The organism is Pseudomyxococcus flavus, assembly GCF_050038885.1.
In the GTDB taxonomy this organism is placed as follows: domain Bacteria; phylum Myxococcota; class Myxococcia; order Myxococcales; family Myxococcaceae; genus Myxococcus; species Myxococcus flavus.
This window is the reverse complement of the sequence record NZ_CP143624.1, coordinates 1,353,393-1,380,156: the sequence shown is the minus strand read 5'-3', so window position 1 is coordinate 1,380,156 and position 26,764 is coordinate 1,353,393. Positions and strand designations below refer to the sequence as shown.

The following is a 26,764-nucleotide window of genomic DNA, read 5'->3' as shown; positions in this document are numbered from 1 at the left end:
CGTCAGGGCGTTACCGAAGGTGACGTGCGCGTTACCGCGGTAACGATTTGTGCACCGCGCCGTAACGATTCGCGCGCGGCGTCACGTGGGCTTGGAGTTCGAGTGGTCGCCCGCCTTGCCTAGCAGGTATCCACCATGGCTGATGGCCAGCAGGGCGAGCATGCCTTCTGACACCTCGGGCATCTTGTCGGTGGCGCCGCCCAGCACCGCCTTAGCCACCTCCATGAAGTAGCCCATCGCGGCGATGAGCGTGAAATAGAACATCTGCACCTTGGCCAGGTCGATGTGCGCGGTGTTGCCCACCTCGTCCCCCTGGAACATGTCCGCCACGCGCGCGTCGGTCATGTCGGGGTTGGCGTAGAGCACGCCCTGGCGGTGCGCATCGATGTCCGTGGTCGGCTCGGCGAGCTGGACAGAGGTGTTCTGCACCAGCTTCTCGTCTGGGCTGCGCGCGCGCTTGCCGCCCAGCACCAGGGGGGTACCCAGCAGCGAAGTGGTGGAGATGCCCATGGCAATCCAGAGCTCCTGGGGGATGGTGACGCCCACGGCGCTCTGCCCGCCGGTCTTCACGCGCGTGAGCGTCATCGTCAGGTAGCCGCCCATCACGACCACGGTCCACACGAGCGCCTGGAACCGGGAGAGGCTCATCAGGTTGCGCTCGCTGATGAGCAATGCGAGCGGCACGCCCGAGATGGCCTTGCCCAGGACCAGCAGAAACCCGGTGAGCACGGCCATCGTTCCCACCAGGTTCCAACCCGGCGGCAGGTACCAGTTGGTGGCGAGGACAGCCAAGGGCATGGCCGTGGTGAGCACCGCCAGCCTCCCGTACTCCGCGCGAGGAATGGCCCCAACGACGTCCCCCGCGTGCTTGCCTGCGCCGTCGACAGTGCCAGGTACACTCTTGGTCATGCGCCCCCCTGCGATGTGAGGGAGGGAATGCTAGCCACTGCGGGCTACGCACGTTCCGCCGTGCCGGTGCGCTGCCCCTGGCGGACGCGCGCATGGGACTGGAGGCCACTGGACGGCCGCCCAGGAAGCGTGCCTCAAGCGCGCGTGCGGGGGATGCCCAGCTTCTGGCGCTTCTCCCACAGCGCCTTGCGGCTGATGCCCAGCCGCTTCGCCAGCTCCGTCTCGCCCATGTGCTCCTGGTGCTCGATGACGAAGCGGCGGAAGTACTCCTCCATGGAGTCTGGCGAGCCGGTGGTCTCCTCCGGAGCGCCAACACCAGTGCTCGTGTCGGCGGCCTCGGAGGGAGGCCCGAAGCCGTCCGAGGTGTCCGGCAGCTCCAGCGCGAGCAGCCCCGCCGTGACGACGGGCCCGTCCGCGAGGATGACGGCGCGCTCCAGCGCGTTCTCCAGCTCCCGCACGTTGCCTGGCCACGGGTGCGAGGTCAGCGCCGCCAGGGCCTCGGGAGCGAGGCTCGGCGTCGGACGTCCGACCTTGCGGCTCGCCTTCTCCAGCAGGTGCTTCGCCAGCGCGGGGACGTCCTCGGTGCGCTCGCGCAGCGGGGGCAGGCGAATCTCCACCACGCGCAGGCGGAAGTAGAGGTCCTGACGGAAGGCGCCCTCCTGCACCCGGCGTGGCAGGTCCCGGTGGGTCGCCGCGACGATGCGCACGTCCACCTTGCGCGGCCGCGTCGCGCCCACCCGCCGCACCTCGCCGTCCTGGAGCATCCGCAGCAGGCGCGCCTGCGCTGGCGCGGGCAGCTCGCCAATCTCGTCCAGGAAGAGGGTGCCGCCGTGCGCGGCCTCCACCAAACCCGGGTGCGCGGCCTGCGCGCCAGTGAAGGCCCCCTTCTCGTGGCCGAACAGCTCGCTCTCCAGCAGGCCCTCGGGAATCGCCGCGCAGTTCACCGCGACCAGGGGGCCCTCCGCGCGGGGGCTCTGGGCGTGAAGCGCCCGGGCCACCAGCTCCTTGCCGGTGCCGGACTCGCCCAGCACCAGCACGGTGGCCGGGGAGGGCGCCACCTTGCGGACGCGCTCGAATACCTCTCGCATCGCGGGGCTGCTCCCCACCATGCCGCTGACAGGGTGGGCTTGCTCCACCTCGCGCTTCAGCGCCGCGTTCTGCCGCGTCAGCAGGCCTTCGCGCAGCACCCGCTCCACCTGCATCAGCAGCTCGTCGTGGTCAAAGGGCTTGGCGATGTAGTCCACCGCCCCCAGCTTCATCGCGTCCACCGCCGACTTCACCGTGGCGTAGCTGGTCATGATGAGCACGGGCACGCCCGGACACATGGCGATGATGTCCGTCCCCGGGGCGCCCGGCAGGCGCAGGTCCGACAGCACCAGGTCGAACGAGTCCAGCGCGTAGTCGCTCGCCGCCTCGTGCACGGAGCCCGCCTCCGACACGTCGTGCCCCGCGCGCACGAGCAGCCGGCGCAGCTCGGTGCGGATGATGGGCTCGTCTTCGATGACCAGGATGCGGCTCATGTCGGGGCCCTCCGCTCGGGTTTCACGCTCGATTCCGTCCGGCGTGGCTCCGGAAGGCTCACCACGACGCTAGTTCCGCCCCCCTGCCGTCTGTCCACCTGCATCGTTCCTCCGTGCTCCCGGACGATGCCCGCGGCGAGCGCCAGGCCCAGGCCCGTTCCCTCGCCGGGGCCCTTCGTCGTGAAGAAGGGCTCGAAGACCCGCTGCGCCAGCTCGGCGGGAATCCCAGGCCCGCGGTCCATGACGCGCAGCCGCACCGCGCCGTCATGGAGGTCGGCCTCCAACTCCACCACACCGCGCTCCGGGGACGCGTCCATGGCGTTCGTCAGCAGATTCACCAGCACCTGCTCCAGCCGCTGGGCATCGCCCTGGACCTCCAGGCCCTCCGGGCAGCGGTGCTCGAAGCTCACGCCGCGCTGCTTGCGCGCGAGCCGCGCCAGCTCCATGGCCTCGCCGAGCAGCGGCGCCACGGCGACCCGCGTGAAGGGACGCGCCTGTCCTCCCACCGTGCCGTCGTGGCTGAAGCCCACCAGCGTCCGGACGATGGCGTCGATGCGCCGGCACTGTTGGAGGATGAGGCCGGCGCGCTCCTGCACCGCCTCCGGGTCTTCCAGCTCGTACTTGAGGTTCTGCGTCAGGCTGGCGATGGCCGTCAGCGGGTTGCCAATCTCATGGGCCACGCCCGCCGCCACGCGGCCCAGCGAGGCCAGCCGGTCCTGGTGGGCCATGCGCGCGTCCACGGCCTTGCGCACCGTCAGGTCCTCCACCAGCAGCGCCATGCCCTCGGACGTGCCGCCGCCTTCCTCGGCGGGCGACAGGCGGGAGCGGTGCAGGCGGAGGATGCGCTCCGCGCCCGCCACGGTGACGTGCGCCTCGGTGTCGCCGTCCGCGCCGGCGGCGAAGCCGGACAGCAGCGGTCCCCAGGGGGCGGGCAGCGCCTCCAGCAGGTGCCCTCGCACGCCATCCACCGGCACGCCGGACAGCTGCTCCATCGCCGCGTTCCAGATGACGACCTCGCCGTCCGGCCCCACGGCGCAGACGCCCACGGGGAGGTCCTCCAGGATGCGGCGCAGGTAGCGGCGCACGGCCTCCAGGGCGGGCACGGGGCCCCGCATGCTGCGTGCGTCGCGCAGGCGCTCCTCCACGAAGCGGAGCTGCTCCGCCAGGGCGGTGCGCGCGCCGGGCTCCAGCCGCAGGGCCTCCTCCACCGTCAGCCGGGCGAGCACCGGCCCCAGCAGGCCCGACAAGTTGCGCTCCACGCCGTCGCGCAGGCGGCGCAGCTCGGACGGTCGGCGCTCGTCCGGCGGCAGGGCCAGCGCGGTCAGCGCCCGGTCCACCTCCGCCCTCGCGGCCTCCTCGCCCAGCAGCGGGGCCAGCTTGCGCCGGAACTCCTCGGGCGAGCCGGCCACGACGCCTCCAGACGCGGGCGCGGCTTCCTCGCGCGTGCAGGTCCGCGCGGCCTCGGCTTCCTCGGGCGATTGGCGCGTGGCCAGCGACACGCCGATGAAGGCCAGGCCGTTGAGCGTGAGGGACGCGAAGGTGGCGAACCCCCAGGGCTCATCGGTGGGGAAGCCCAGCAGCGCCGCCGTGCGATGCGTCCAGGCGACGACGCTGGGCGAGGCCCACAGGGGCACCACCAGCGTCAGGAACCACAGGGCGGCGCCCGCGCCCATGCCCGCCAGCAGCCCGGCCCGCGTGCCGCGTTTCCAGAAGAGCAGCCCCAGCACGCCGGGGATGAACTGGGCCACCGCGACGAAGGACACCAGCCCCAGGTCCACCAGCCCGGTGCCGCGGATGTTCAGCAGCCAGTGGAAGCCGTAGCCGGCCAGGATGATGATGCCGATGAGCAGCCGGCGCGCCCACAGCAGCCAGCCATACAGGTGCGGCTGGCCGCGCGCGTACCCCAGCGGAAGCACCAGGTGCGTGAGGCACATGGGCGCCAGGGCCAGCGTGGTGACGATGACCATGGCGCTGGACGCGGAGACGCCGCCGAGGAAGGCGCCCAGCGCCAGCCACGTGGCGCCGCCCGACGCGGGCACCGACAGCACGTGGAAGTCCGCCGGCCAGGGCAGGCCCAGCGCCTCGCCGCCCCAGAGCACCAGCGGCACCATGAGGTTCATCACCAGGAGCAGCAGCGGGAAGGCCCAGGCGGCGGTGGCCAGCCCCTCGCGCTCCGGGGCCTCGGTGAAGGCCACGTGGTAGCTGCGCGGCGTGAGGAAGGCGGCGGCGCAGGAGAGCACCAGCAGCGGCGCCCAGGAGGCGTCGCGCGCGGGGCGCTGCAGCCCGTCGATGGCTTCCGGGTGCGCGTCCAGCCAGGCGCGCAGCCCGTCCACCCCGCCGAACACGTGGAACACCGCCCAGAGGCCCACGGCCACCAGGGCCACCAGCTTCACCGCGGACTCGAAGGCGATGGCCAGCATCAGGCCTTCGTGCCGCTCGCGGGGCGTGAGGTGCCGCGCGCCGAAGAGGACGGAGAAGCCGGTGAGCACCGCGCAGAAGCCCAGTCCCACCAGGGTGGGGGACGCGGACGGGCTGAGCACGCGCGCGGACTCGACCACGGCGCGCACCTGGAGCGCGAGGTAGGGCAGGCTGCCAGCCAGCAGGAACAGCGTCACCGCGGTGCCGGTGGACTGCCCCGGGTAACGGAAGGCCAGCACATCCGCCAGGGAGGTGAGCTGGAGCTCGCGGGACAGGCGCAGCAGCGGGCGCCACAGCACGGGGACGAGCAGGCACGCTAGCGTGACCCCCAGGTAGATGCCCAGGTAGCGGAAGCCGTGCCGCGCCGCGTAGCCCACGCTGCCGAAGTAGGACCAGGACGTGGCGTAGACGCCCAGTGCCAGCGCATAGACGAACGGATGCTGGGTGATGCGCGCGGGGATGGCGCCTCGCTCCGCCGCGTACGCCACCAGGAACAGCACCAGCAGGTAGGCGACGGACGCGGCGACGAGCGAGCCCAGCTCAAGCGTCATGGCCGCCACTCCGGTGGGCCGCCCAGCCGCCCAGGACGATGACGCCCAGCCACACCACGAAGGGCAGGTACCCCGGTGCCCCCTCCGCCAGCCACAGCCGGCGCAGCGGGGAGCCGAAGAGGAGCACCGCGACGGCGAAGACGAGCAGCGACGGCATCACCGGTGCGTCGGGCTCGGAGGGGCGCTTCATGGCGGCGAGGATACCAGCGGGCTGGCCCCGCGGTGGCGAAGCCGTCACGCACCTTCATGGAAGCGGAGGGCCGGTCCCCCGGGCGCGGACGGAGCGTCCTCCCGCTTTCTATGTCATCGGGGCCGACGGCCCGGGCCTGGCTTGTCGCTCGACATGCCGCCAGGGCTGTCGTGAGAATGCGGTCCGCCGGGACGCGCCGTCATCGTCCTCGGGAAAGGGAGAGGCACGTGGAGACGCAGCCAGGAGGGTTCGGGCCGCCGCGCGACGAACGCGAGCTGGCCGCAGTCGCGGACATCGTGATGCACTCGTACGCCATGTCGCCGGCGGACAGCGCCGCATGGTTGCAGCGGACGAAGCCCGCCGCGGACCTGCGGGTGTTGCGCGAGGGCGCCGAGGTGGCGGGCTCGCTGGTGCTCATCCGCATGGGACAGTGGTTCGGCGGGCGCAGCGTGCCCGTCATCGGCGTGGGCAGCGTGGGCGTGTCGCCCGTCCACCGGGGACGCGGCACCGCCACGCGGCTCATGCAGCACCTGCTGCGCGAGGCGCGCGCGTCGGGGGCGCCGCTGTCCGTGCTCTACCCCGCGACGCAGCCGCTCTACCGGCGCGTGGGCTACGAGCACGCGGGCACGCGCCACGAAATCCGCGTCCAGGTTCCGTCGCTCGATTTCGGCGAGCGGACCCTGGCGCTGCGGCCCATCGAGGCGGCGGACCTGCCCGCCATCGTCCTGAGCTACCAGCGGCACGCGCGCCACCGCACGGGCTGGCTGGACCGCGGGGACTTCGCGTGGGCCCGCGTCCAGAACATGCGCGGCGAGGTGGCGCACGGCTACCTCGTGGAAGGCAAGGACGGCGTCGAGGGCTACCTCTACGTCATCCGCAGGGCGCTCAAGGACCTCAAGCAGGAGCTGTTCCTCACCGATGTCGTGGCGCACACGCCCGCCGCGGCCCGGCGCATCCTCCGCTTCCTGGGCGACCACCGCTCCCTGGCCACGGAGGTCTTCTGGTACGGCGGCGTGGACGACCCGCTGCTGCTCCTGCTGCGCGAGCAGACCTACTCGGTGAAGCTGCACATGCACTGGATGGTGCGCGTGCTGGACGTGGCCGCCGCCCTGGAGGCGCGGGGCTGGCCGGAGGGGCTCTCCGGCGCGCTGCACCTGGAGGTGGAGGACGACCTCTTCCCGGAGAACCAGGGGCGCTACGTGCTGGAGGTGTCCGACGGCCAGGCAGAGGTTCGCCGGGGCGGTGACGGGCGCCTGCGGCTGCACGTGCGCGAGCTGGCGCCGCTGTACACGGGCCTCCTGCGCGCCGATGCCTTGCGCGCCATGGGCGCGCTGGAGGCGGATGATGCGTCGGTGCGCGCGGCGGGCGCGCTCTTCGCCGGGCCGCCACCGTCCCTGCGTGACATGTTCTGAGCCGGGCCAGGAGTGGTAGGAGCGCGAGCGGTCCTTCACGAAGGAGTCGAGGCAATGCGGGCTTTTGTCACCGGGGGTTCAGGCTTCGTGGGCAGGCACCTCCTCACCGCGCTGAAGGTGCGGGGGACGCCTGCTCGGGCACTCGCGCGCTCCGCCGCAGCCATCTCCGCCGTGGCGGAGGCGGGCGCGGAGCCCTTCGAGGGCGACCTGTCCGACGTGGAGGTGCTGAAGGCGGGCATGGCGGGCTGTGACACCGTCTTCCATGCCGCCGCGGTGGTGAAGGGCTGGGGCGCGCGCAGCGAGTTCTACGAGACGAACGTGCGCGGCACCGAGCGCGTGCTGGAGGCCGCGCGCGCCGTGGGGGTGAAGCGGCTGGTCCACGTCAGCACGGAGGCCGTGTTGGTGGATGGCTCGCCGCTGGTGGGGGTCGACGAGACGATGCCCCTGCCCGAGCGCCCCATCGGGGACTACCCGTCCACCAAGAGCGAGGCGGAGCGGCGCGTGCTCAGCGTGAGCGCCCCGGACTTCGTCACCGTGGCCGTGCGGCCCCGCTTCGTGTGGGGCGCGGGGGACACGTCGCTGTTTCCCCAGTTCGCGGAGGCGGTGCGAGCGGGGCGCTTCCGGTGGTTCAGCGGCGGGCGCTACCTGACGTCCACCTGCCACGTGGCCAACTGCGTGGAGGGCATGCTGCTGGCGGCGGAGAAGGGGCGCGGCGGCCAGGCCTACTTCCTCACCGACGGGGCGCCCGTGGAGTTCCGCGGGTTCATCACCGCGATGCTCGCGGCCCGGGGCGTGGACGCGGGCACGCGCACGTTGCCATTCGGCGTGGCCGCGACGGTCGCCACGGTGGGAGACCTGCTCTGGGGCACCTTGGGCCTGCCGGGCCGGCCTCCGCTCACCCGCGCCGAGCTGCTGCTCATGGGGCGGGAGGTGACGGTGCGGGACGACAAGGCGCGCAGCGAGCTGGGCTACGAGGGGCGCCGCTCCCGCGAGGAAGGGCTCCGGGAGATGAAGGCGGAGCACGCGAGCGCGGCGTCACGTATGCTCTGAGGTATGCGCAGGTTCGAGTTCGTGGAAGGCACCAGCTCCAAGTTCTGGGAGCCGGAGCTCAAGGGCAACACCTTCATCGTCACGTTCGGACGCATCGGCACCGCGGGGCAGCGCCGCGAGAAGGCCTTCGCGGACGAGGCCGGCGCCCGGAAGGAGTACGAGAAGAAGGTGGCGGAGAAGCTGCGCGAGGGCTACCGCGAGGTGACGGACGGTGGCGCCGCGGAGGCCGCGCCCCCGCCACCGCCCGCCGCACCGAAGAAGCCCGAGCTGCCACGCCGCGTGCCCGCGGCGACGGCCACGTCCGAGTCGCTGAAGGCCGCCGCCGAGGCCCTGGCCGCGCTGCGTGCCCGGCTGGGCTGGCGGAGCTGGGAGGTGACGTCCCGGGCGCGGCGCGCGCGCCGTGCCCTGCGGGCCCTGGGCGGCGTGGACCCCGCGGCCCACGCGGAGCTGGCGGGGCCCTTCACGGCCTTGATGGAGCGCGTGGTCGCGCCACGGCGGGAAGGCCGGCTGCCGCTGCGCCACGCGCTGGCGTTGCTGGGGGAGCTGGACGTGGCGGCCTTCGTCCGCGCCACCGAGGTGTGGCTGGGCGCGCCCGAGGCGGTTCCCGCCGCCACCGCCGTGGCCCGTCAGGCATCGGCGCTGGGCCAGCCCGAGCTGGCCTTGCGCCTGGGCCTGCTACTGGCGGACCGGCCGGGACAGGCCGGAGCCCCCTCGGAGGAGGGGTGGAGCAAGCGGTGGACGCTCCTGCGGCCTCACGTGGAGGACCACCTGGCGGAGAAGGGCGGCTCGCTGGCCGCGTGGGCCCAGTCGGTGGATGCCGCGGGAGACACGCACCTCGCCACGCGGTTGTCCCGGCTGGGCGCCTGAGCGGAGCGCGTGCGGCGAAGTGCACGCGCTCCCCTGGCACGCTCGCCTATCCGGGGCCGCCGCTGTTCGTGGACGTCTTCTTGGCAGCGCCCTGGCCGGGAGTGGGAACGCTGTCCGGCTGCCGGTCCATCTCCGCTGGCGGGTAGTCGCGCGCCGCGTCCAGGTATGCCTGCGGCTTGATGCGGCGGCGCATGCGCCACGTGAGGCCGTCCGGCTGGATGAGCACGGGCTCGCCGTCCGGGCGCTGCTCCACGAGGTGTCCGTCGCAGAAGCGCCACAGCTTGCGGCCATCCACCTCCTGGCGCGCGTAGTAGAGGTCCGTCTGGCCCACCTCGGGCTTGGGCGGGCACCACGTCCGGCGGGCGGACTCCTCGCGCTCGGGCATCTCCTCCCGCCACTGCTTGCGCGCTTCCTTCAGCGCCACCGCCGCCATCACCTTCGGCCCTTCTTCCAGCCGGGCCTCCGTCTCCCGCAGCAGCTCATGGCCACGCCGGACAATCTCCGGGAAGGCCCCCGTGTTGCTGAAGCTGCAGTCCTTCAGCCGGTTCAGGGTGTAGCGGTGCACGTCCATGATGGGCGGAAGCGACCCGATGGCCTCCCGCATCATCGCCAGCTGCCGAGGCTGGTCCGGAGCGTCGAGCTTGGAGACGTTCTCCGTCTCCCGCAGGAAGCGCGCCATCGTCCCGTTGACCGTCGTCAACTCGTCCGCCAGCCACCGGGGCTCCGAGGATGCGCAGGGGTCCGCCTTGGCCTTCTTGTAATCTCGATACTCCGCCCGGGACATGCCCAGCGAATACTGCTCCACGGGGGGAGCGGGCGTGGTCGCGCAGGCGCTCAGCGCCGTGCCCACGCCCGCAAGCACGAGCCGCCGAATGTTTGCCGTCATCCCCCCATTCTGGCATGCCTTTTGTGTTCAAACAAACGTGTGGCGCTCAACGGTCGGGCATGGAGGCCCGGATTCCGGGGGGCCGCCCCCTCTGTACGGCGCCGCGAAGGTTGCCTACAAGACTGCCCTGGAGCCGAGCAGGCGTTGGCGGAAGTGTGAGCCCGTACATGAAGCCCGCGGTCCTCATCATCATCGGGGTGCTCACGGCGGTGGGGGGCGCTCTCTTCCTGTCCTCACGGCGTGCGCACGTGGGGCCCGAAGAGGGGCGCTCCGCGGCGCCCGCGCCGGTGTCCACCGCGCGCGGTGTGCGGACCGAAATCACCTTCCTCTACAGCACGGAGAAGCGGGCGTGGGTGGAGGAGGCCGCGGCGGACTTCCAGAAGGCGCACCCGCTCATCCGGGTGAACCTGGTGGGGCGGGGCTCGCTGGACGCGGCGCAGGCCATCCTCGAGGGCCGCGAGCGGCCCACCGTGTGGAGCCCCGCCGACAGCGCCGTGCTGCGGATGCTGGCGTCGGACTGGGCCACGGACCCCACGCGCGAGCCGCTGTTCGCCGCGGACGGTGAAGCGGCGCCCCGGCCGCTCGTCGTCACCCCGCTGGTCTTCGTGGCGTGGGCGGACCGGGCGGAGGCCCTGAAGCGCGCCAGCGGCGGACGCGCGGTGTCGTGGTCGCTCATCCATGACGCCGTGTCGAGCGACCGGGGCTGGCCCGCCGTGGGCGGCCAGCCGGAGTGGGGCTTCGTGAAGCTGGGCCACACCGACCCGACCCGCTCCAACTCCGGACTCCAGGCGCTGCTGCTCGCGTCGATGGCGTACTACGGCAAGCAGCGTGACCTGACGGTGGCGGACCTGCTGGAGCCTCGGTTCCAGACGTGGCTGAGCGAGCTGGAGCGCGGCGTGGGGCGCTTCCAGGAGACCACCGGCGCGCTGATGACGGACATGGTCCGCTTCGGCCCGTCCCGCTACGACGTCGCGGTGGTGTACGAGAACCTGGCCATTGCCCAGCTCTCCGCCCCGGAGGGGCCGTGGGGGCCGCTGAAGGTCCTCTATCCGCCGCTCACCTTCTGGAGCGACCACCCGGCGGCGGTGCTGCAAGGGGAGTGGGTGCTGCCCCGGCAGCGGGAGGCCGCGCTGGAGTGGCTGCGCTACCTGCGCAGCCGGCCCGTGCAGCAGCGGGCGCTGGCGTATGGCTTCCGGCCCGCGGACCCGACCGTGCCCATGACGGCCGAGGGCGCCGAGAGCCCCTTCCTGCGGATGGAGGCACAAGGCATCCAGGTGGACGTGCCGCCCAGCGCGGAGGTGCCGGACGGCGCGGTGGTCCGCAACCTGCTCACGCTGTGGTCCCGCCGGGTGGGCAACGCGCGCGCGCCCTAGTCCCCCGCGTCAGCCGCGCGCGGCCAGGTCGATGAAGCCGCGAATCCAGATGAGGTTCACCGCATGGCACACGTCCAGCGGCGTGGGCGTCGTCGTCTCCAGCGCGGCGGTGTAGGGCACGCCCTGGCGGGCGTACCAGTCGGTGACGCTGCCGTCGTGGTACTCGATGAGGCCGTCCGCGTCGGTGAAGCTGTGGTCGTCCACCTTCTGGCCGCGCACCACCGCGACGTGTTTCGCGCTGGCCTCCACCAGCGGACGGTACGCGGCCTTGTCCCCGAAGGTGTACGCGTACGTCGCCGCCCCGCCCAGGTAGTTGTCCTGGTGGATGTCGAGCGCGGCGGCCGGGGCGGGGTAGCGCGCCAGCTCGCTGCGCACCGCGCGCGTCTCCTTGGGGCCGCCGTCGTAGAGCGCCCAGCGCAGGATGGGGCGCGCGACGTTCAGCTCGCCCACCCACTCACCCGGCGCGACCTCGTAGCGGAGGAAGTCGTTGTTGGGCTTCTCACCGCTGCGGTTGTAGCGGGTGCCCGCTTCGAAGCCGGACGGGTTGATGCAGGGATACACGCGCAGGCCCACGCCGCGCTCCACGGCATAGGCCGCCACCTCGGGGAAGTGCTCGGCCAGCGTCAGGGGCCCGGCGGGCTCCTCGCCATGGAAGCCGGAGGTGATGACCAGCCAACGCTCGCCCGGGACGACGAGCCGGAAGAGGGGGTAGTCCTGGTCGCCCTCCGTCACCCGGCCGTACTCGGAGATGTCCGCGAGGTGGTCGTGGGCGCGGATCCGCTTTGCATAGTCGGTGTAATTCACGCACCTAAGCTAGCCGCGCGGCGCTGTATCGCCCACCCTTTCGCGCACGCTCACACCCCACCTGCCCCGGGCACCACGACGCCCTACGGCGCCATGCGCTCGCGGAACTGGTCGGCCAGTTCCTTCCGCTGCTGCGGCGTCAACGTGCCGTGGACCTCCAGGGCCGCGTCCGTCGCCTTGTGGGCGAAGGCGCGCATGGCCTCGATGCGGGCGTCCACCAGGGCATGCAGCTTCTGGCGGTCCGGCGTGTCCGACGCGAGCTGCTCGAAGGCCTCGTCGCGCGCGGACCGGTGCTCCTGCATCAGCGCCACGCCGTCGGAGAACAGCCGGTCCTTCACGGCGTGGATGGACTGGCGCTGCGCCTCGGTGGCGTCCAGGGTGTCCAGCTTGTCATCCAGCTTCCACGTCACCACCTGCTTCACGCGCTCGGGGTCCTTGCCCCAGCGTGGGCCCGCGCGGAATGCGAAGCCGCTGAGCAGGGCGACGGCGAGCAGCGCGGAGCCGGCAATGGCCAACCTCTTCATCATGGTGCTTCCTCCCAGGTGGAGCCCCGAGGGCTCCTGGTGACGCCGCCACCTGTGGCGACGGTGGCCAATCTGCCGGCCCGCCATTGCTGGGGCTTGTACGGGGCGTGAAGAAGTATGAAGCGCGCCGCCTCCACGGTGCCTCGTGACGACGGCTCGCGAGGAGGCCGCCTGGCCGCCGGGGAAGGAGGCTGGAGGACGCGCCCGCTGCCACGGACGGGACGCATCGTGACTTCCACGGAGACGGGCGGTGGGAAGGGCGGGCCGTTAACCTTGCTGATTGCGTCGCAAAAGGCCGATTTTCCGGCTCCGCGCACGCTGGCCAGGAAGCCGCAACACTGGACTGGCGAGCAGGGGAGCCCGGGCCTAGTGTTCGGCAGCACCCCGGCCTCCAGGAGCGGAACGCGCTTATGTCCTTTACCCACCTCCACCTGCACACCCTCTACTCGCTCCTCGATGGGGCGATCCGGATGAAGGACCTCATCAAGACGGTGAAGGAGAAGGGGATGACCAGCGTTGCCGTGACGGACCACGGCAACATGTTCGGCGCCATCGACTTCTACAAGAAGGCGAAGGACGCCGGCATCAAGCCGATCCTCGGCATGGAGGCCTACGTCGCCGGCCCCAAGGGGCGTGAGGACCGCTCCGAGAAGGTCTCCCACCACCTCATCCTGGTGGCGAAGAACGAGGAGGGCTACGCCAACCTGCGCTACCTGTCCTCCACGGCGTACATGCACGGGTTCTACTATCACCCGCGCATCGACAAGAAGGTGCTCGCCGAGCACAGCAAGGGCCTGTTCGCGCTCACCGCGTGCCTGGGCGGTGAAATCACCAGCGCGTGCTTCCGCGGCGACATGGACCACGCCCGCCGCGCCGCGCAGGAGTACAAGGACATCTTCGAGCCCGGGCACTTCTTCCTCGAGGTGCAGTCCAACGGGATGCCCGAGCAGGACAAGGCGAACGAGAACCTCAAGCAGCTCTCGCGCGACCTGGACATCCCGCTGTGCGCCACCGCGGACGCGCACTACATCAAGCGCGAGGACGCGCGCGCCCACGAGCTGCTCATGTGCATCGCCAGCGGCAAGACGCTGGCGGACGGCAAGCGCATGAAGCACTCCACGGACAAGCTCTACGTCACCAGCCCCACGGAGATGCTGGAGTTCTTCAAGGACACGCCCGAGGCGGTCCACAACACCCAGCGCATCGCCGAGCAGTGCAACCTGGAGCTCAAGCTGGGCAAGCCCATGCTGCCCACCTTCAAGGTGCCCGGCGGCCACACGCCGGACAGCTACATGGCGGAGCTGGCCTACGAGGGCCTGCGCGAGCGCTTCAAGGAGCTGGCCGCCACCGTCACCTATCCCATCGACCGAGAGCAGTACCAGGCGCGCCTGGCGCTGGAGATTGGCGTCATCCAGAAGATGGGGTTCAGCGGCTACTTCCTCATCGTCCAGGACTTCATCAACTGGGCGAAGAAGATGAACATCCCCGTGGGCCCCGGCCGTGGCTCCGGCGCCGGAAGCCTGGTGGCCTACGCGCTGCGCATCACCGACCTGGACCCCATCCCGTACAACCTCCTGTTCGAGCGCTTCCTGAATCCGGAGCGCGTGTCGATGCCCGACTTCGATATCGACTTCTGCCAGGACCGCCGGGACGAGGTCATCCAGTACGTCGGCCGCAAGTACGGCGAGATGAACGTGGGGCAGATCATCACCTTCGGCTCGCTCAAGGCAAAGAGCGTGCTGCGCGACGTGTGCCGCGTGTTCGCGCTGCCCTTCAGCGAGGGTGACCGCATCGCGAAGCTGGTCCCCGAGGTGCTCAACATCACCTTGAAGGAAGCCATCGAGATGGAGCCCCGCCTCAAGGAGATGATGGAGTCGCCCTCCAACATCGGCGAGGTGGAGGGCAAGCCCGTCACCACCAAGGACGTGCTCGAAATCGCGCTCGCGCTGGAGGGCCTGCACCGGCAGCCCGGCATGCACGCCGCCGGCGTGGTGATTGCCGACAAGCCCCTGTGGGAGTTCGTGCCCGTCTACCAGCCGCCGGGTGAAAAGACGCTCATCACCCAGTTCGCCAAGGACGAGGTGGAGGCGGCGGGCCTGGTGAAGTTCGACTTCCTCGGCCTGAAGACGCTCACGGTGATTCAGCACGCGCTGGACCTGGTGAAGCGCAACCACGGCAAGGACATCCCCCGGCACGAGATTCCGCTCGACGACCAGAAGACCTGGGAGCTGATGGCCAAGGGCGACACGGCCGGCGTCTTCCAGATGGAGTCCAGCGGCTTCACGGAAATGGTCGTGAAGCTCAAGCCGTCCTGCTTCGAAGACGTCATCGCCGCCGGCGCGCTCTACCGCCCGGGTCCGCTGGACTCCGGCATGGTGGACGTCTTCATCAACCGCAAGCACGGCCGCGAGAAGGTGACGTACCCGCACCCCGCGCTGGAGCCGGTGCTCAAGGACACGTACGGCGTCATCGTGTACCAGGAGCAGGTGATGCAGATTTCGCAGGTCCTGGGTGGCTACACCCTGGGCCGCGCGGACCTGCTTCGCCGCGCCATGGGCAAGAAGAAGGCCGAGGTCATGCAGGCCGAGCGGGCCGGCTTCCTCGAGGGCTGCGCGAAGAACAACGTCGACCTCAAGGTCGCCGGTGAAATCTTCGACCTGATGGAGAAGTTCGCCGAGTACGGCTTCAACAAGAGCCACTCGGCGGCCTACGGCCTGGTCACCATCCACACGGCGTGGCTGAAGGCGCACTACCCCTGCGAGTTCATGGCGGCCCTTCTCTCCAGCGAGAAGGACAACACGGACAAGGTGGTGAAGCACATCGGCGAGGCGCGCGAGTCGGGCCTCGAGGTGCTGCCGCCGGACGTGAACCAGTCCGACATGGAGTTCGGCGCGGTGAACGGGAAGATTCGCTTCGGCCTGGGCGCCATCAAGGGCGTGGGCGAGGGCGCCATCGAATCCATCCTGGAGGCGCGCAAGGACGGTCCCTTCAAGAGCCTGTTCGACTTCTGCGAGCGCGTGGACAGCCGCAAGGTGAACCGGAAGGTGCTGGAAGCGCTGGTGAAGGCGGGCGCCTTCGACTTCGAGAAGCGCCCACGCCGGCAGATTTTCGACACCATCGAGAAGGCGATGAACCGCGGCTCGGCCAGCCAGAAGGACAAGGCCGCGGGGCAGAGCTCGCTGTTCGGCATGCTCGCCGGTCCCTCCTCGAGCGGCGGTAGCGGTCTTCAGGACGACTACGTCAACGTGGAGGAATGGTCGGAGAAGGAGCGGCTGGCGCTGGAGAAGGAGGCCATTGGCTTCTACGTGTCCGGCCATCCGCTCCACCAGTACGACAAGGAGCTGAAGCGCTACGCGCGGCCCATTACGGCGGTGCAGCGCGCGCGCAAGGACGACAAGCTCACGGTGGCGGGCATCGTCACGATTCTGCGCGAGCGGCCCACGAAGACGGGCAAGCGCATGGCGTGGGTGACCATCGAAGACCTGTCGGGCTCCATCGAGCTGGTGTGCTTCCCGGGCAAGGAAGGCACGCGCAACGTCATGGGCAAGGACGGCAAGTGGACGAAGCAGGGACCCAAGCCGGGCTTCGAGCACTGGGAGCACCTGCTCAAGTCGGACGACCCCATCCTGGTGTCCGGCACGGTGCAGATCAGCCAGCGCGACGAGGACAGCCCCACGCCGGAGCTCATCGTCGACGACATCCAGAGCCTCAAGGCCGTGCGCGAGAAGCGCACCAAGCGGCTGGAGCTGCGCGTGCCGGCGGACCTGCTCACGGAGGAGCGGGTGGCGAAGCTGCACGAGCTGGCGCAGAAGTACGCGGGCGCCACGCCCGTGGCCGTGAGCGTGCTCTTCAAGGGCGAGGGCGAGGCGCTCATCGGCAATACCTCCATCAAGGTGCAGGTGAATGACGACCTGCTCCTCGCGGTGGACCGTCTGTTCGGCATGCGCGTGGTGGAGTTCGGCTGAGCCCTAACAAATCTGACGATAGAGCCTGCTGTTGGGGCTGACGACGAGGAAGCCGAATTGGAAGTCGGCTTCTCAGCGGATGCGGAGGAACTGATCCATCGAAAGTCGCGTGTGTTCCTTCTCCCTGGGATAGGTGCCCTGTATTGCTTCTGGCTCCACTCCAGGCCGCGGCGCTCGCCGAACACGGCCCTTATCTGTCATCAACAACTTATGCTACGTCACTAGGAGCCTGTCGCGGTAATCGCGAGGGGCTTGCCCGGCGGAGTCTGAAGGGGCTCAATGCCCCGCATGAGCAAGAAGTACCGCCCCTGGAATGTGCAGCAGGACTTCCTGCTGCCGCCGTCGCTGCTGGACTGGCTGCCGGAGCACCACCTCGCGCGCTTCGTGCTGGAGGTGGTGGAGGAGCTGGACTTGGGGCCCATCTACGAGTCGTACGAGAAGGAGCTGCGAGGCTACCCGCCGTACGAGCCGAAGATGATGGTGGCGCTGCTGCTGTACGCGTACTGCACTGGGGTGACGTCCTCTCGGAAGATTGAGAGGAAGACGCAGGAGGACGTGGCCTTCCGCGTGCTGGCGGCGAACCAGTCCCCAGACCACTCGCGGATTTCGGAGTTTCGACGTCGGCACGGGGCGCACTTCGAGAGTCTCTTCGTGCAGATGCTGAAGCTGTGCGCGAGGGCGGGGCTGGTGAAGCTGGGGCACGTGGCGCTGGACGGCACGAAGCTGAAGGCGAACGCCAGCAAGCACAAGGCGATGAGCTACGAGCGGATGAAGCAGGAGGAAGGGAAGCTGCGCGAGCAGGTGCGGCACCTGCTGGCCCAGGCGGAGGCCGTCGACGCGGAAGAGGACGCCCGCCACGGCAAGGGCAAGCGAGGCGACGAGCTTCCCGAGGAGTTGCGGCGCACGCGGGAGCGGCTGCAGCGCATTCGAGAGGCCCGGCAGGCGCTGGAGGCCGAAGCCAAGGCGGCCGCCGAAGCAGACAAGGGCAAGGATGATGACGACGACGCGCCCCCGCCCGCCCAGGACTTGCCCGGCCACACCGTGCCCCACACGGCCGAGGGCAAGCCGACGCCGAAGGCGCAGCGCAACTTCACGGACGCCGACAGCCGAATCATGAAGAAGGGCGCAAGCTTCGAGCAGGCCTACAACGCGCAGGCGGCGGTGGACGCGGCGCACCAGGTGATTGTCGCCCAGGCCCTCACCAACCAGCCTCCGGACGCCGAGCACCTGCCGGCACTGGTGGACCGGGTGGCCGCCCACCTCGAAGAAGTGCCAGGCAAGCTGAGCGCGGACGCGGGCTACTTCTCGGCGAAGAATGTCCGCTGGCTGGAGTCAGTGGGCGTCGAGCCGTACCTCGCCACCGGCCGCCAGAAGCATGGAGAAGCGCCACCGAAAGTCAGGGGCCGTCCGCCCGCGGGGCTCACCCCCAAGGAGCGGATGGTCCGGAAGCTGGCGACGAAGCGAGGCAAGGAGGTGTACCGGATGCGCAAGGCGATTGTGGAACCCGTCTTCGGCCAAATCAAAGAGGCACGCGGCATCCGCGCCCTGCTGCGCCGAGGCCTGAAGGCCGCCCGGGAGGAGTGGGCCCTCATCTGCGCCACCCACAACCTCCTCAAGCTCTTCCGAGCGACGGCAGCAGCGTAACGGCCTGCCGCACCCTGCGGCCCACCGGCGTCTCTCGCCCCGCCTCGCTCCCAACCCCATTACCGCTACACACTCCTAGCCGGACGGTTACGGTCCAAATTCTTTTGGGGGCGTGGCGGGGACTGCAAGGGCGCCACGCGCTATCAAAATGTGTCGGGTACGACTTCGCGAGCCATAAGCTCGCAACGGTGGGAGCCCTCGCCGTTGGCCCGTCCAACCCTGACAATCGTTAGGTGCTGTTATCCCTAACCATCACTATAGGGGCTAGCCTGCGAAGAATTCATCGACTGCTGCATCGACGGCAAATCGTACCTCGGCGAGCCTTCGCTCGCCAATGTATGGAATATTGTCAATTTGCTCGTCGGTCGCTTCGAAAACCTTCCTGACGGTGTCATAGCCGTAGTTGCGAAGTCGCTGTTTGATGAATTCCGAGAGCTCCAGTACTTTTATGTCTTTGTCTAGAAGGATTGCAGCAGGTCCACGTGGAGTCGCACGGCCCCCGCAATGATCACAGGTGCCAGTTGGTTCCATCATTGGGTGATTGTTTATGCATCTTGCGCTAGGCTCTTGACTGGCTTCCGCGCGAACCTCCTCCCAGATTGGGGCGGACTTGATGATTTCCGTATGGCCTCTTGTTGTCATGTTGTCGAAGTGTTGAAGCCACTTGTCTGCGGTTACTGCTCCCCCGAGGACGTTATCGCGAAACATGAATCCAGGATGTAGAAGGTACAATGTTCCATTTTCGCGAGATCGGGCTCCTAGCTTGGCTGGGCCGTAGTGTGTCAGCACGTGAGCGGCAACATGTAGGCGAATTGCGGCCGAACATAGATACGGGATCTGCATCGAGTTCGTGATGGCCAAAAACATTCTGGGCAGTGAGTCGGGTTTGGTCTGTGGCGATGCCTTGATCCGATTCCGAAAGTCTTCCAGCAAAAGTTCGGCTGCTGTGAGCAGTCTTGGATCTAGGTCCTTGACGACGCCAGGGACCATATTGTCGAGATGCCTATCCATCACGAAGTTGATTGCGCTTCGGACATGCTCGTACCGGACTTGGTTGGCGCTTTTTCCTCCTAGTTCTGTTAGAAGTTGGCTGATGAGTTTGAGGAGGCCGCGGGGGTTCCCGTTAGCGCAGTAAACCAGCAGTCGGATCCATTCGGGATGGGCGTCTAGTACGTGCTCTATTAGTGCTTGGGCGTCTCCACCTTCGTTGTTTGTCTGAATTCGTCTGCGAAGCATGTCGAAATAGCTGTCCATTGTGTCGACCTTTGGGATTTCTCCAAGGCTGACAACAATCGCATCGTGCCCGTAACTAAAGTCGAGTCCATATCTGGTTACTGCTGGATACACTGCGATTTTGAAGGAAAGTCCTTCGCCGTAGAGTGACTTGACCAGAGTGAAAAACTCTCCTTGAGCCCGCGTGTCTAGGGCGTGTGCTGCATCATCAAGAAGCAACACTAGTAGTTCGAGATTGAATGATTTTCTTGTTTCCTGGAGTATTTCGGAGGTGAATGTGTATCCCTGGAGGCTCTTGAAGTCTGCCTCGGACAGGCCGGCGCTGTTGATGGTCGCGAGGTCAGTTGGTCTCTGGTTTCCCTGATACGTCGTCTCAAGTAGGCTGATGATCTTGGACCAGTCGACCTTTCTCACTATGCTGTTGATGAATCTGGGGTCATCTGAAAAGGCTAGCCGCAATTGATCTTTGAGCGCGCTCAGGATGCGGGCATTGACCCATGCTTTGAAATTGCCAAGCTCGGAAATGTTTGTTGATCCTGGCGGAGGAATGGTGGCGAGGTAGCGTTTGAAGGTGGTGTGAACCCCTAGGACTTTTCCGCCATTTTTAACAGAATGCGCAAGCCGTGAGGCGGCCGTGCGCATCAGCATCGTTTTCCCGACGCCTCTGCATCCCTCCAGTAGGATGTTCTCTCCTGTAGCCAAGCGTTTCAGGATTGGTGCCCATGGCCCCTCGACCAATAGTTCGTTGAGTGACTCTCCTGGGAGGTTGTCTGCTTGTAATTGAAGGGAAAAGTCTGCCATGTGTCACCGTCGGATGGCTTCAAGCCACTCCCAAAGTGGGGGGAGTAGGGGGGTAATTAGTGTTTCGTTGGTGTTGGCGGGCTCGAAGCTTCGCTCTCTCATTCGGATTAGTTGGGGGTCATCGAACTCCATGTGTGAGTATATGCATGTGAATGCAAATAGTCCGATGATTCGAGCCGTCATTTGTAGCGCGGGGATTGCGTGCTTCGCGATTGCGGACTCAAGTTGCTCCATGGAGTCTGGCGGATCAGGCCTATAGGTGCCGTGGACTCCTTGGCTTAGGTCTGTGAGACGGTGCGTTGCGCTTTCGATTAGTCGCTGTTCGGATTTTATATTTATCTTGAGTGCGCTTGTGATGTTCTTGAAGCGATCTGCGTAGACCACTGCGAACGGATGTGCTTTTTCGCCTTTCTCGGTTAGTAGTTGGTGGAGCATTAGTTTGTGTGGTGGTTCTTTGCCAAATTCGATTTCCCTGAAGCAGCGCCATGCTCTGCGGTGCATAGGGGCCTCGATGAAGTAAATGGCAAAAATTGCTTGCTCGTACCAAGTGCGCCAGAGTGTGTATGCTTGTTTGAAGTAGCCGCTGCGTGCTAATTCGCATCCTGAGATTAAGTCTGCATTGGCGGACTTAATGAGAGGGGCGATTGCTTCTACGTTTTCTTCGTAGTGTACATGAAGGGCGGCCGCATAAGCCTTCTCTAGGTTTTCGATGGCGGCCGCTTCAATCGCTAGTAGTTGCCTCGCCTGTGGCCCACTCGCAGCCAGCGCTGGCTCTGTTTGTTGAGACCATATTGGACGAATGGAGATCATGCCTTCTAGTACCATGGTTTATTCGAAGTGTAGTGTTGGAATTGATGTGCGCCAGGGTGTTCTAATGTGTGCATTGCTCGCTCTTGCATGCAGACCGCCATGCTGTTTGTGTTGTACGTTCAAGCAATTGAGAGCGTGGATGATTTGATTTGTTTGAGCCACCATGTTGGCGCTATTGGCCTCCGACCTTCAGCGCACAGGCTTGATGAAGAGGTATTCAAGGGGGCTTCGGAGTCGGGAGGGCTGAATGGACGGCACCTACAAGTCGCTGCGCATCGAGAAGAACGAGGGCATCGCTGAGCTCGTGCTCACAGGCCCGGGCAAGGGCAACGCCATGGGGCCCGACTTCTGGCGGGAGATGCCCGAGGCCATCCGCGCCCTGGACGCGGATGACGCCGTCCGCGTCGTACTGGTGCGCGGTGAGGGGAAGCACTTCACCTACGGCCTCGACCTGATGGGGATGATGGAGTCCCTGGGGCCGCTGCTCACCGGCGACGGCAACCTGGCCCTGGAGCGCCTGAAGCTATTGTCTCTGATTGGGGAGATGCAGCAGGCCACTGAGGGCCTGGCCCGCTGCCGCAAGCCCGTCATCGCCGCCGTGCATGGCTGGTGCATTGGCGGTGGCATGGACCTCATCGCCGCGTGTGACTTCCGGTACTGCTCGGAGGACGCGAAGTTCTCCCTGCGCGAGGTGAAGGTGGGCATCGTCGCCGACCTGGGCGCGCTCCAGCGCCTGCCCCGCATCATCGGCGAGGGCCACACGCGCGAGCTGGCCTACACCGGCGGTGATGTGGATGCCGCTCGCGCGCTGCGCATGGGGCTCGTCAACGAGGTGTACCCCACGCCGGAGGCCCTGCTGGCCGAGGCCCGGGCGACCGCGAAGCGGATTGCCGAGAACCCGCCGCTCGTCGTCCAGGGCGCCAAGCAGGTCATGGAGTACTGCGCCGACAAGTCCACCGCCGACGGCCTTCGTTATGTCGCGGTATGGAACTCCGCGTTCCTCCAGTCACATGACCTGGCTGAAGCGTTCTCCGCCTTCGCGGAGCGCAGAGCGCCTCGGTTCCAGGGTCGCTGACGCCCCGGCCCGAGGGGCTTCCGACCCGCATGCCGGTGATGCGAGAATTCCAGGAACAACTTGGATTCGGAGCCCGGCGACATGACGGAGCGCATCGCGTTGCTGGGGTACGGCCGCTTTGGCCGTGCCCTGTCGGAGCTACTGGTGGAGGCCGGTCTCCGGCCGAGGGTGTTCGACCCACGGCAGGAGGCGGTGCCCGCCGAGCTGGCCGTCCCGACGCTGGCGGATGCCGTCCTGGGCGCGGAGGTGGTGGTGCTGGCCATGCCCGTGTCCGCGATGCGGACCGTGCTGGAGGAGCTGCACCCGCACCTCACGCCCGCGCAGACGGTGCTCGACGTCGGCAGCGTCAAGGTGCGGCCCGTGCAGGTGCTGGCCTCGGTGCTGGGGCGCGACATCCCCTGGGTGGGCACCCATCCGCTGTTCGGGCCGGCCAGCCTTGCCAGAGGAGACCTGCCGCGCCGCACGGTGGTGTGTCCGAACGAGCTGCATCCGGACGCGGTGCGCAGGGCCCGGGCATTGTTCGAGCGCATCGGCTGTGAAGTCACCGAGCTGTCCCCGGACGCCCACGACGCGCTGATGGCGCGCACCCACGTCCTCACCTTCTTCCTGGCGCATGGCCTGCTGAAGGCGGAGGCCGGGAAGGACCTGCCCTTCGCGCCTCCCAGCTTCCAGCCCGTGGCCCGCCTGGAGGAGTACGCGCGCCTGGAAGTCCCGCACCTCTTCGGGGTCGTGCAGTCGGAGAACCCCTACGCGCGGGATGCCCGCGTGCGGCTGCTGGACGCCCTCACGCAGCTCCACCTGGGCTGTGAGACGGTGGACTCGGGCGCGCCGGCCACGGTGCCCGCTCCGCCCGGGTTGACAGAGGTCCGGGAGCACGTCGACGCGCTGGACCGCGAGCTGGTCCAGTTGCTGGGCCGGCGTGCCCGGCTCATCCAGCAGGCGGCGCGCCTGAAGGCCGAGCATGGCCTTCCATTGCCAGACCCGGAGCGCGAGGCGAGCCTGCTGGAGGCCCGGCGTCAGTGGGCCTCGGAGCTGAAGCTCGACACGGACGCGACGGAAGACGTGTTCCGCGCCGTGCTCCGCTTCTCACGCCGGGCCGTGCCCGAGTCCCCCTGAGCGCCGCTCAGCGCTGCACGGTGAAGGTGGGGTTGAGCACCTTCATGGTGCCCTTCGTCACGCCGAACTGCTCGTGGACCGCCGCGCGCCGCACGGCCTCCGCCGGAGAGATTCGGCCCGCGAGCAGCTCCTGGTAGGCGGAGAGCACCCGCGCGGCCTCGTCGCGGGACTCGCGTACGAACTCCACCCGGAAGCGCCGCACGCCGCGCGCGAGCAGCGACGGAGCGAGCGACGCCGCGCTCTGCGCCTGCGCGTTGAACACCGTGTTCCGGCACCCCACGTCCACCACCACCGGGTGCTCCAGCCCCTTGTGGTCTCGCAGCGACACCCGATGCTTCTCGCAGGGGCGCCCGCAGCTCCGGTAGTCGCGCCCGTGGGACAGCGTGTGGGAATACACGCAGTGCTCGGTGTGGAACGTGGAGATGTGGTGGTGCAGCGTCACCGTGAAGCGCTCCGCCGGCAGGTGCTCCAGCATGGCCCCCAGCTGCACCGCGTCCAGGTCATGGGCGAAGGTCAGCGTGTCCAGCCCGAGCCCGAGCAGGTGCAGCGCCGTCACCGAGTTGGTGACGTTCAACGAGAAGTCCGCGTGCAGGGCAGGGCGCGTCTCACCGGGCGCGGGAGGGCGCTCCAGGAAGTGCATCATCGCGCCCCAGTGCCGCACCAGTACCGCGTCCGGCTTCAGCTTCGCGATGCGCGCGTCGTAGCCTTCCTCGCCCGGCTTCTGCACGCGCACGGTGGCAATCGTCACGCGCAGCCCCGCCGCGCGCGCCCGCTCCACCGCGCGTTGCAGGCCCACCAGCTCCATCCAGTCCAGCTCCACCTCGGGCAGGCCCGCTGCAATCACCGCCTCGAGCTGCTCGTCCGTGCGGCACAGCGGCAGCAGGCGCGCATTTTCCTCCGCACGCGGCGCGGGCGTCACCCGCTCCCGCAGCGACGCGCGCAGGGACTCCAGCGTGGAGTCCTGCTTCACCGTCCGCACGGGCCCTCGCGCCACGGCCTCGGCCAGCTCCGCCACCAGCTTGCGGCGCAGCGCCTTCATCTCCGACACGGGAAGATGCAGCCCCGCCGCGAGCCCGGAGGCATCCAGGCCCGCAAGGTGGAAGGGCGTCCCGCCCAGCGCCGCGAGCTTGTCGCGCAGCAGCGCTTCATCGATACCGCCGCCGCGCGCCTCGGCCAGCGGCACCTCGCTGGCCACCGTGGACACGTGCCCACCCCGCGCCCGGCCCACCACCGTCAGCGGCGCGCCCGCCGCGCCCGTCACGGTCAGCTCCAGCGGCACGCGGCCTTCTGGCTCGCCGCGCTCCAGCAGCTCCTCGGTGCGCTTCGCCAGGGAGGGATCGCTCGTCACCCACACCCGCTGGCCCGGCTTCACCCGCGCCAGATCCGGCCCCGGGTTGCCGAAGCCCAGCACCCAGCCGGCGCCCTTGCGCTCCACGCGGAACAGGGGGCCGCCCGGCTCGTGCTTGTCCTCGGGGTGCCCGTCGTCGAACACCACGCCCATGCCGGGCCGTGGCGACACGTCCGCCGCCACCGGGGCCGCCGTCTCCAGCGGTGAGGACACCTTGCCCACGGGCGCGTCGGGGCGCTCGGAGGTGCCGTCCTGGCCCAGGCCGCCCGTCCAGGGGCGCCCCTCCGCGTCGTCCACCACGCGCACGTCGCGGCCGTGCACGGACTCCACGCGGCCCAGGAAGGCACCCCGGTGCTTGGGGAAGCGTCCCTCCACCAGCGTCTGGTGGTCCGAGCCCGCGAAGAAGCCGTGCGAGAAGCCCCGGCTGTACGACAGCGTCATGTCCGCCAGGTCCTTGCGCAGCGCGCCCGTGTCCGGCTTGCCCGCGGCCACGCCGTCCACCCAGCGCCGGTAGCCCTGCACCGCCGTGGCGACGTACTGCGGCCCCTTCTGCCTGCCTTCAATCTTCAGCGAGTGGACGCCAAGCTCCACGAGCTGCGGCACCGCCATGACCCCCGCGAGGTCCTTGGGGCTGAGCAGGTATTGCACGTCGCCCAGCGCTCGCGTCTGGCCGTCCACGACCAGGTCGTAGGGCAGGCGGCACGACTGCGCGCACTGGCCCCGGTTGGCGGAGCGTCCACCCCACGCCTCGCTGGTGAGGCACTGGCCGCTCCACGACATGCAGAGCGCGCCGTGGATGAAGACCTCCAGCTCCACGTCCGTCTCCGACGCCAGCCGGCGAATCTCCGCCACCGACAGCTCGCGCGGCACCACCACGCGGGTGGCGCCCAGCCCCTTGGCGAAGCGCGCGCCCTCGGCGCTCGAAATCGTCATCTGCGTGGAGGCGTGGACCTCCATCTGCGGACACACCGCGCGCGCCACCAGGGCGACGGCGGGGTCCTGGACGATGAGCGCGTCCACGCCGGCCTCGGCCACACGGCGGAGGATGTCCTCCACCACGGGCAGCTCGGGCTCGAATACCAGGGTGTTCAGCGTCAGATAGGCCCGGGCCCCGGCCCGGTGCACGAGCGCCAGCGTCCCGGGCAGGGTGGCGAGCGAGAAGTTCTCCGCGCGGGCGCGCGCGTTGAAGCCCTCGTCCAGCCCGAAATAGATGGCATCCGCGCCACTGGCGAGCGCGGCTTTCATCGAGTCGAGGTCCCCGGCGGGGGCGAGGATTTCAGGGCGGCGGCGGGTCATGGCGCGACCTCTAACACACGGGCCCCGCTTCCGCCGTTGGCCCGGCGAACGTCATGGACGCAGTGCGGCAGGTTTGTTCAAGTCCCCGCCTGGTTGCTTCCACAGGAGACGGGTCCAAATGGCTGATGGCGTGTTCCGGGACGGGCTGCTCGCGGGCAAGGTGGCGTTCATTTCCGGCGGCAGCAGTGGCATCAACCTCGGCATCGCCGAGGCCTTCGTGAAGGCGGGCGCCAAGGTGGCCATCAACGGCCGCAACGTGGAGAAGCTCGAGGGCGCGGTGAAGAGCCTCCAGGCGCACGGCACCGCCATGGGCGTGGCCGCCGACGTCCGGGACTACGCGGCCGTGGAGAAGGCCCTCCAGACGGTGCGCGAGGCCTACGGCGAGCTGGACATCCTCGTCTGTGGCGCCGCCGGCAACTTCCCGGCGCCCGCCCTGGGCATGTCCTCCAACGGATTCAAGGCGGTGATGGACATCGACGTGCTGGGCACCTTCAACATTGCCCGGGCCGCCTTCGAGCACCTGCGCAAGCCGGGGGCGTCCATCATCAACATCTCCGCGCCCCAGGCCTATCTCCCCATGGCCATGCAGGCCCACGTCTGCGCGGCCAAGGCGGGCGTCGACCAGCTCACCCGCGTGCTGGCCATCGAGTGGGGCGGCTCCGGCGTGCGCGTCAACGCCATCACCCCCGGCCCCATCGACGACACCGAGGGCATGCGGCGGCTCGCCCCCAGCGATGAGGGCCGCGACAAGCTCGCCCAGGCCCTGCCGCTCCAGCGTTTCGGCAAGAAGCAGGACATCGCGCAGCTCGCGCTCTTCCTGGCCTCCGAGGGCTCGGCGTACATCACCGGCTCCATCATGGTCTGCGACGGCGGGCAGTCCCTGCTGGGCGGCGGCGCGCTCATGGCCGCGCTCGGCATGTAGTCGGCGGTATCTGCTCCGGGAGCCCATGGGTCAGCATTACCCCGTGGGTT

At 68.7% G+C, this 26,764-nt stretch carries 19 protein-coding genes; 9 read left to right on the top strand and 10 right to left on the bottom strand.

All coding sequences use genetic code 11. The features are described 5' to 3' along the window. Positions 1-81: 81 nt before the first annotated feature. The 4 genes from VZL07_RS05700 to VZL07_RS05685 all read right to left on the bottom strand — a co-directional run bounded on the left by VZL07_RS05700 (position 82) and on the right by VZL07_RS05685 (position 5,588). The gene (locus tag VZL07_RS05700) at positions 82-909 is read right to left on the bottom strand and encodes a hypothetical protein (protein ID WP_426754318.1); all 828 of its coding nucleotides are present in this window, start codon (positions 907-909) and stop codon (positions 82-84) included. Between the two features lie 134 nt (positions 910-1,043). Next, complete coding sequence (locus tag VZL07_RS05695) at positions 1,044-2,429, bottom strand: sigma-54-dependent transcriptional regulator (protein ID WP_426754317.1); 1,386 nt, start codon at positions 2,427-2,429, stop codon at positions 1,044-1,046. Further along, positions 2,426-5,398 carry an ATP-binding protein gene (locus VZL07_RS05690; RefSeq protein WP_426754316.1) on the bottom strand — a complete coding sequence of 991 codons (2,973 nt, stop codon included), beginning with the start codon at positions 5,396-5,398 and terminating at the stop codon, positions 2,426-2,428. Before VZL07_RS05690 ends, VZL07_RS05695 begins: the two co-directional genes overlap by 4 nt. Continuing rightward, positions 5,388-5,588, bottom strand: coding sequence for a hypothetical protein (locus tag VZL07_RS05685; RefSeq protein WP_426754315.1), 201 nt, complete (start codon positions 5,586-5,588; stop codon positions 5,388-5,390). Before VZL07_RS05685 ends, VZL07_RS05690 begins: the two co-directional genes overlap by 11 nt. Before the next feature lie 176 nt (positions 5,589-5,764). On the opposite strand from VZL07_RS05685, the gene VZL07_RS05680 reads away from it, so the two are divergent. From VZL07_RS05680 to VZL07_RS05670, 3 genes are read left to right on the top strand one after another with little or no spacing between them, the layout of a single operon-like run. Next, positions 5,765-7,000: a GNAT family N-acetyltransferase gene (locus tag VZL07_RS05680; protein WP_426757241.1), complete on the top strand. Its 1,236-nt coding sequence runs from the start codon at positions 5,765-5,767 to the stop codon at positions 6,998-7,000. A gap of 54 nt (positions 7,001-7,054) precedes the next feature. After that, complete coding sequence (locus tag VZL07_RS05675; protein ID WP_426754314.1) at positions 7,055-8,050, top strand: NAD-dependent epimerase/dehydratase family protein; 996 nt, start codon at positions 7,055-7,057, stop codon at positions 8,048-8,050. A gap of 3 nt (positions 8,051-8,053) precedes the next feature. Then, positions 8,054-8,917, top strand: coding sequence for a WGR domain-containing protein (locus tag VZL07_RS05670; protein ID WP_426754313.1), 864 nt, complete (start codon positions 8,054-8,056; stop codon positions 8,915-8,917). A 46-nt stretch (positions 8,918-8,963) separates the two neighbouring features. On the opposite strand, the gene VZL07_RS05665 is transcribed toward VZL07_RS05670, so the two are convergent. Further along, entirely contained in the window at positions 8,964-9,803 is an 840-nt protein-coding gene (locus VZL07_RS05665) for a hypothetical protein (protein WP_426754312.1), read from the bottom strand. A gap of 167 nt (positions 9,804-9,970) precedes the next feature. Here VZL07_RS05665 and VZL07_RS05660 point away from each other — a divergent pair, with 167 nt between their 5' ends. Then, positions 9,971-11,176: a substrate-binding domain-containing protein gene (locus tag VZL07_RS05660; RefSeq protein WP_426754311.1), complete on the top strand. Its 1,206-nt coding sequence runs from the start codon at positions 9,971-9,973 to the stop codon at positions 11,174-11,176. 9 nt (positions 11,177-11,185) lie between these two features. Here VZL07_RS05660 and VZL07_RS05655 read toward each other — a convergent pair whose 3' ends face one another. Together VZL07_RS05655 and VZL07_RS05650 are read right to left on the bottom strand one after the other, a co-directional pair. Then, positions 11,186-11,980 (bottom strand): M14 family metallopeptidase, encoded by a 795-nt coding sequence (locus VZL07_RS05655; protein ID WP_426754310.1) that lies wholly within the window; start codon positions 11,978-11,980, stop codon positions 11,186-11,188. An 83-nt stretch (positions 11,981-12,063) separates the two neighbouring features. After that, positions 12,064-12,507 (bottom strand): Spy/CpxP family protein refolding chaperone, encoded by a 444-nt coding sequence (locus VZL07_RS05650; RefSeq protein ID WP_426754309.1) that lies wholly within the window; start codon positions 12,505-12,507, stop codon positions 12,064-12,066. A gap of 407 nt (positions 12,508-12,914) precedes the next feature. Here VZL07_RS05650 and dnaE point away from each other — a divergent pair, with 407 nt between their 5' ends. Then, entirely contained in the window at positions 12,915-16,469 is a 3,555-nt protein-coding gene (dnaE, locus tag VZL07_RS05645) for a DNA polymerase III subunit alpha (RefSeq protein WP_426754308.1), read from the top strand. A gap of 288 nt (positions 16,470-16,757) precedes the next feature. Further along, positions 16,758-18,113, top strand: a complete 1,356-nt coding sequence (locus tag VZL07_RS05640; protein ID WP_426753707.1) for an IS1182 family transposase — start codon at positions 16,758-16,760, stop codon at positions 18,111-18,113. A 264-nt stretch (positions 18,114-18,377) separates the two neighbouring features. On the opposite strand, the gene VZL07_RS05635 is transcribed toward VZL07_RS05640, so the two are convergent. Together VZL07_RS05635 and VZL07_RS05630 are read right to left on the bottom strand one after the other, a co-directional pair. Next, positions 18,378-20,147, bottom strand: a complete 1,770-nt coding sequence (locus VZL07_RS05635) for a hypothetical protein (RefSeq protein WP_426754307.1) — start codon at positions 20,145-20,147, stop codon at positions 18,378-18,380. 3 nt (positions 20,148-20,150) lie between these two features. Beyond that, entirely contained in the window at positions 20,151-20,957 is an 807-nt protein-coding gene (locus tag VZL07_RS05630; protein ID WP_426754306.1) for a hypothetical protein, read from the bottom strand. Positions 20,958-21,204: 247 nt separating this feature from the next. Here VZL07_RS05630 and VZL07_RS05625 point away from each other — a divergent pair, with 247 nt between their 5' ends. Both VZL07_RS05625 and VZL07_RS05620 read left to right on the top strand, forming a co-directional pair. Continuing rightward, positions 21,205-22,032, top strand: coding sequence for a crotonase/enoyl-CoA hydratase family protein (locus VZL07_RS05625; protein ID WP_426754305.1), 828 nt, complete (start codon positions 21,205-21,207; stop codon positions 22,030-22,032). Between the two features lie 81 nt (positions 22,033-22,113). Next, entirely contained in the window at positions 22,114-23,148 is a 1,035-nt protein-coding gene (locus VZL07_RS05620) for a prephenate dehydrogenase/arogenate dehydrogenase family protein (RefSeq protein WP_426754304.1), read from the top strand. Between the two features lie 7 nt (positions 23,149-23,155). Here VZL07_RS05620 and VZL07_RS05615 read toward each other — a convergent pair whose 3' ends face one another. After that, the gene (locus tag VZL07_RS05615; protein ID WP_426754303.1) at positions 23,156-25,792 is read right to left on the bottom strand and encodes a DUF3656 domain-containing U32 family peptidase; all 2,637 of its coding nucleotides are present in this window, start codon (positions 25,790-25,792) and stop codon (positions 23,156-23,158) included. 118 nt (positions 25,793-25,910) lie between these two features. On the opposite strand from VZL07_RS05615, the gene VZL07_RS05610 reads away from it, so the two are divergent. Then, the gene (locus tag VZL07_RS05610) at positions 25,911-26,714 is read left to right on the top strand and encodes an SDR family oxidoreductase (RefSeq protein WP_426754302.1); all 804 of its coding nucleotides are present in this window, start codon (positions 25,911-25,913) and stop codon (positions 26,712-26,714) included. Positions 26,715-26,764 lie beyond the last annotated feature (50 nt).

Excerpts from the sequence above, each read along its gene's own strand:
- VZL07_RS05660 (WP_426754311.1), top strand. The coding sequence starts at position 9,971 with ATGAAGCCCGCGGTCCTCATCATCATCGGGGTGCTCACGGCGGTGGGG.
- VZL07_RS05620 (WP_426754304.1), top strand. The coding sequence starts at position 22,114 with ATGACGGAGCGCATCGCGTTGCTGGGGTACGGCCGCTTTGGCCGTGCC.
- VZL07_RS05675 (WP_426754314.1), top strand. The coding sequence starts at position 7,055 with ATGCGGGCTTTTGTCACCGGGGGTTCAGGCTTCGTGGGCAGGCACCTC.
- VZL07_RS05680 (WP_426757241.1), top strand. The coding sequence starts at position 5,765 with ATGCGGTCCGCCGGGACGCGCCGTCATCGTCCTCGGGAAAGGGAGAGG.
- VZL07_RS05695 (WP_426754317.1), bottom strand. The coding sequence starts at position 2,429 with ATGAGCCGCATCCTGGTCATCGAAGACGAGCCCATCATCCGCACCGAG.
- VZL07_RS05665 (WP_426754312.1), bottom strand. The coding sequence starts at position 9,803 with ATGACGGCAAACATTCGGCGGCTCGTGCTTGCGGGCGTGGGCACGGCG.
- VZL07_RS05630 (WP_426754306.1), bottom strand. The coding sequence starts at position 20,957 with ATGATCTCCATTCGTCCAATATGGTCTCAACAAACAGAGCCAGCGCTG.
- VZL07_RS05635 (WP_426754307.1), bottom strand. The coding sequence starts at position 20,147 with ATGGCAGACTTTTCCCTTCAATTACAAGCAGACAACCTCCCAGGAGAG.
- VZL07_RS05610 (WP_426754302.1), top strand. The coding sequence starts at position 25,911 with ATGGCTGATGGCGTGTTCCGGGACGGGCTGCTCGCGGGCAAGGTGGCG.
- VZL07_RS05685 (WP_426754315.1), bottom strand. The coding sequence starts at position 5,588 with ATGAAGCGCCCCTCCGAGCCCGACGCACCGGTGATGCCGTCGCTGCTC.
- VZL07_RS05700 (WP_426754318.1), bottom strand. The coding sequence starts at position 909 with ATGACCAAGAGTGTACCTGGCACTGTCGACGGCGCAGGCAAGCACGCG.
- VZL07_RS05670 (WP_426754313.1), top strand. The coding sequence starts at position 8,054 with ATGCGCAGGTTCGAGTTCGTGGAAGGCACCAGCTCCAAGTTCTGGGAG.
- VZL07_RS05650 (WP_426754309.1), bottom strand. The coding sequence starts at position 12,507 with ATGATGAAGAGGTTGGCCATTGCCGGCTCCGCGCTGCTCGCCGTCGCC.
- VZL07_RS05615 (WP_426754303.1), bottom strand. The coding sequence starts at position 25,792 with ATGACCCGCCGCCGCCCTGAAATCCTCGCCCCCGCCGGGGACCTCGAC.
- dnaE (WP_426754308.1), top strand. The coding sequence starts at position 12,915 with ATGTCCTTTACCCACCTCCACCTGCACACCCTCTACTCGCTCCTCGAT.
- VZL07_RS05625 (WP_426754305.1), top strand. The coding sequence starts at position 21,205 with ATGGACGGCACCTACAAGTCGCTGCGCATCGAGAAGAACGAGGGCATC.
- VZL07_RS05640 (WP_426753707.1), top strand. The coding sequence starts at position 16,758 with ATGAGCAAGAAGTACCGCCCCTGGAATGTGCAGCAGGACTTCCTGCTG.
- VZL07_RS05690 (WP_426754316.1), bottom strand. The coding sequence starts at position 5,398 with ATGACGCTTGAGCTGGGCTCGCTCGTCGCCGCGTCCGTCGCCTACCTG.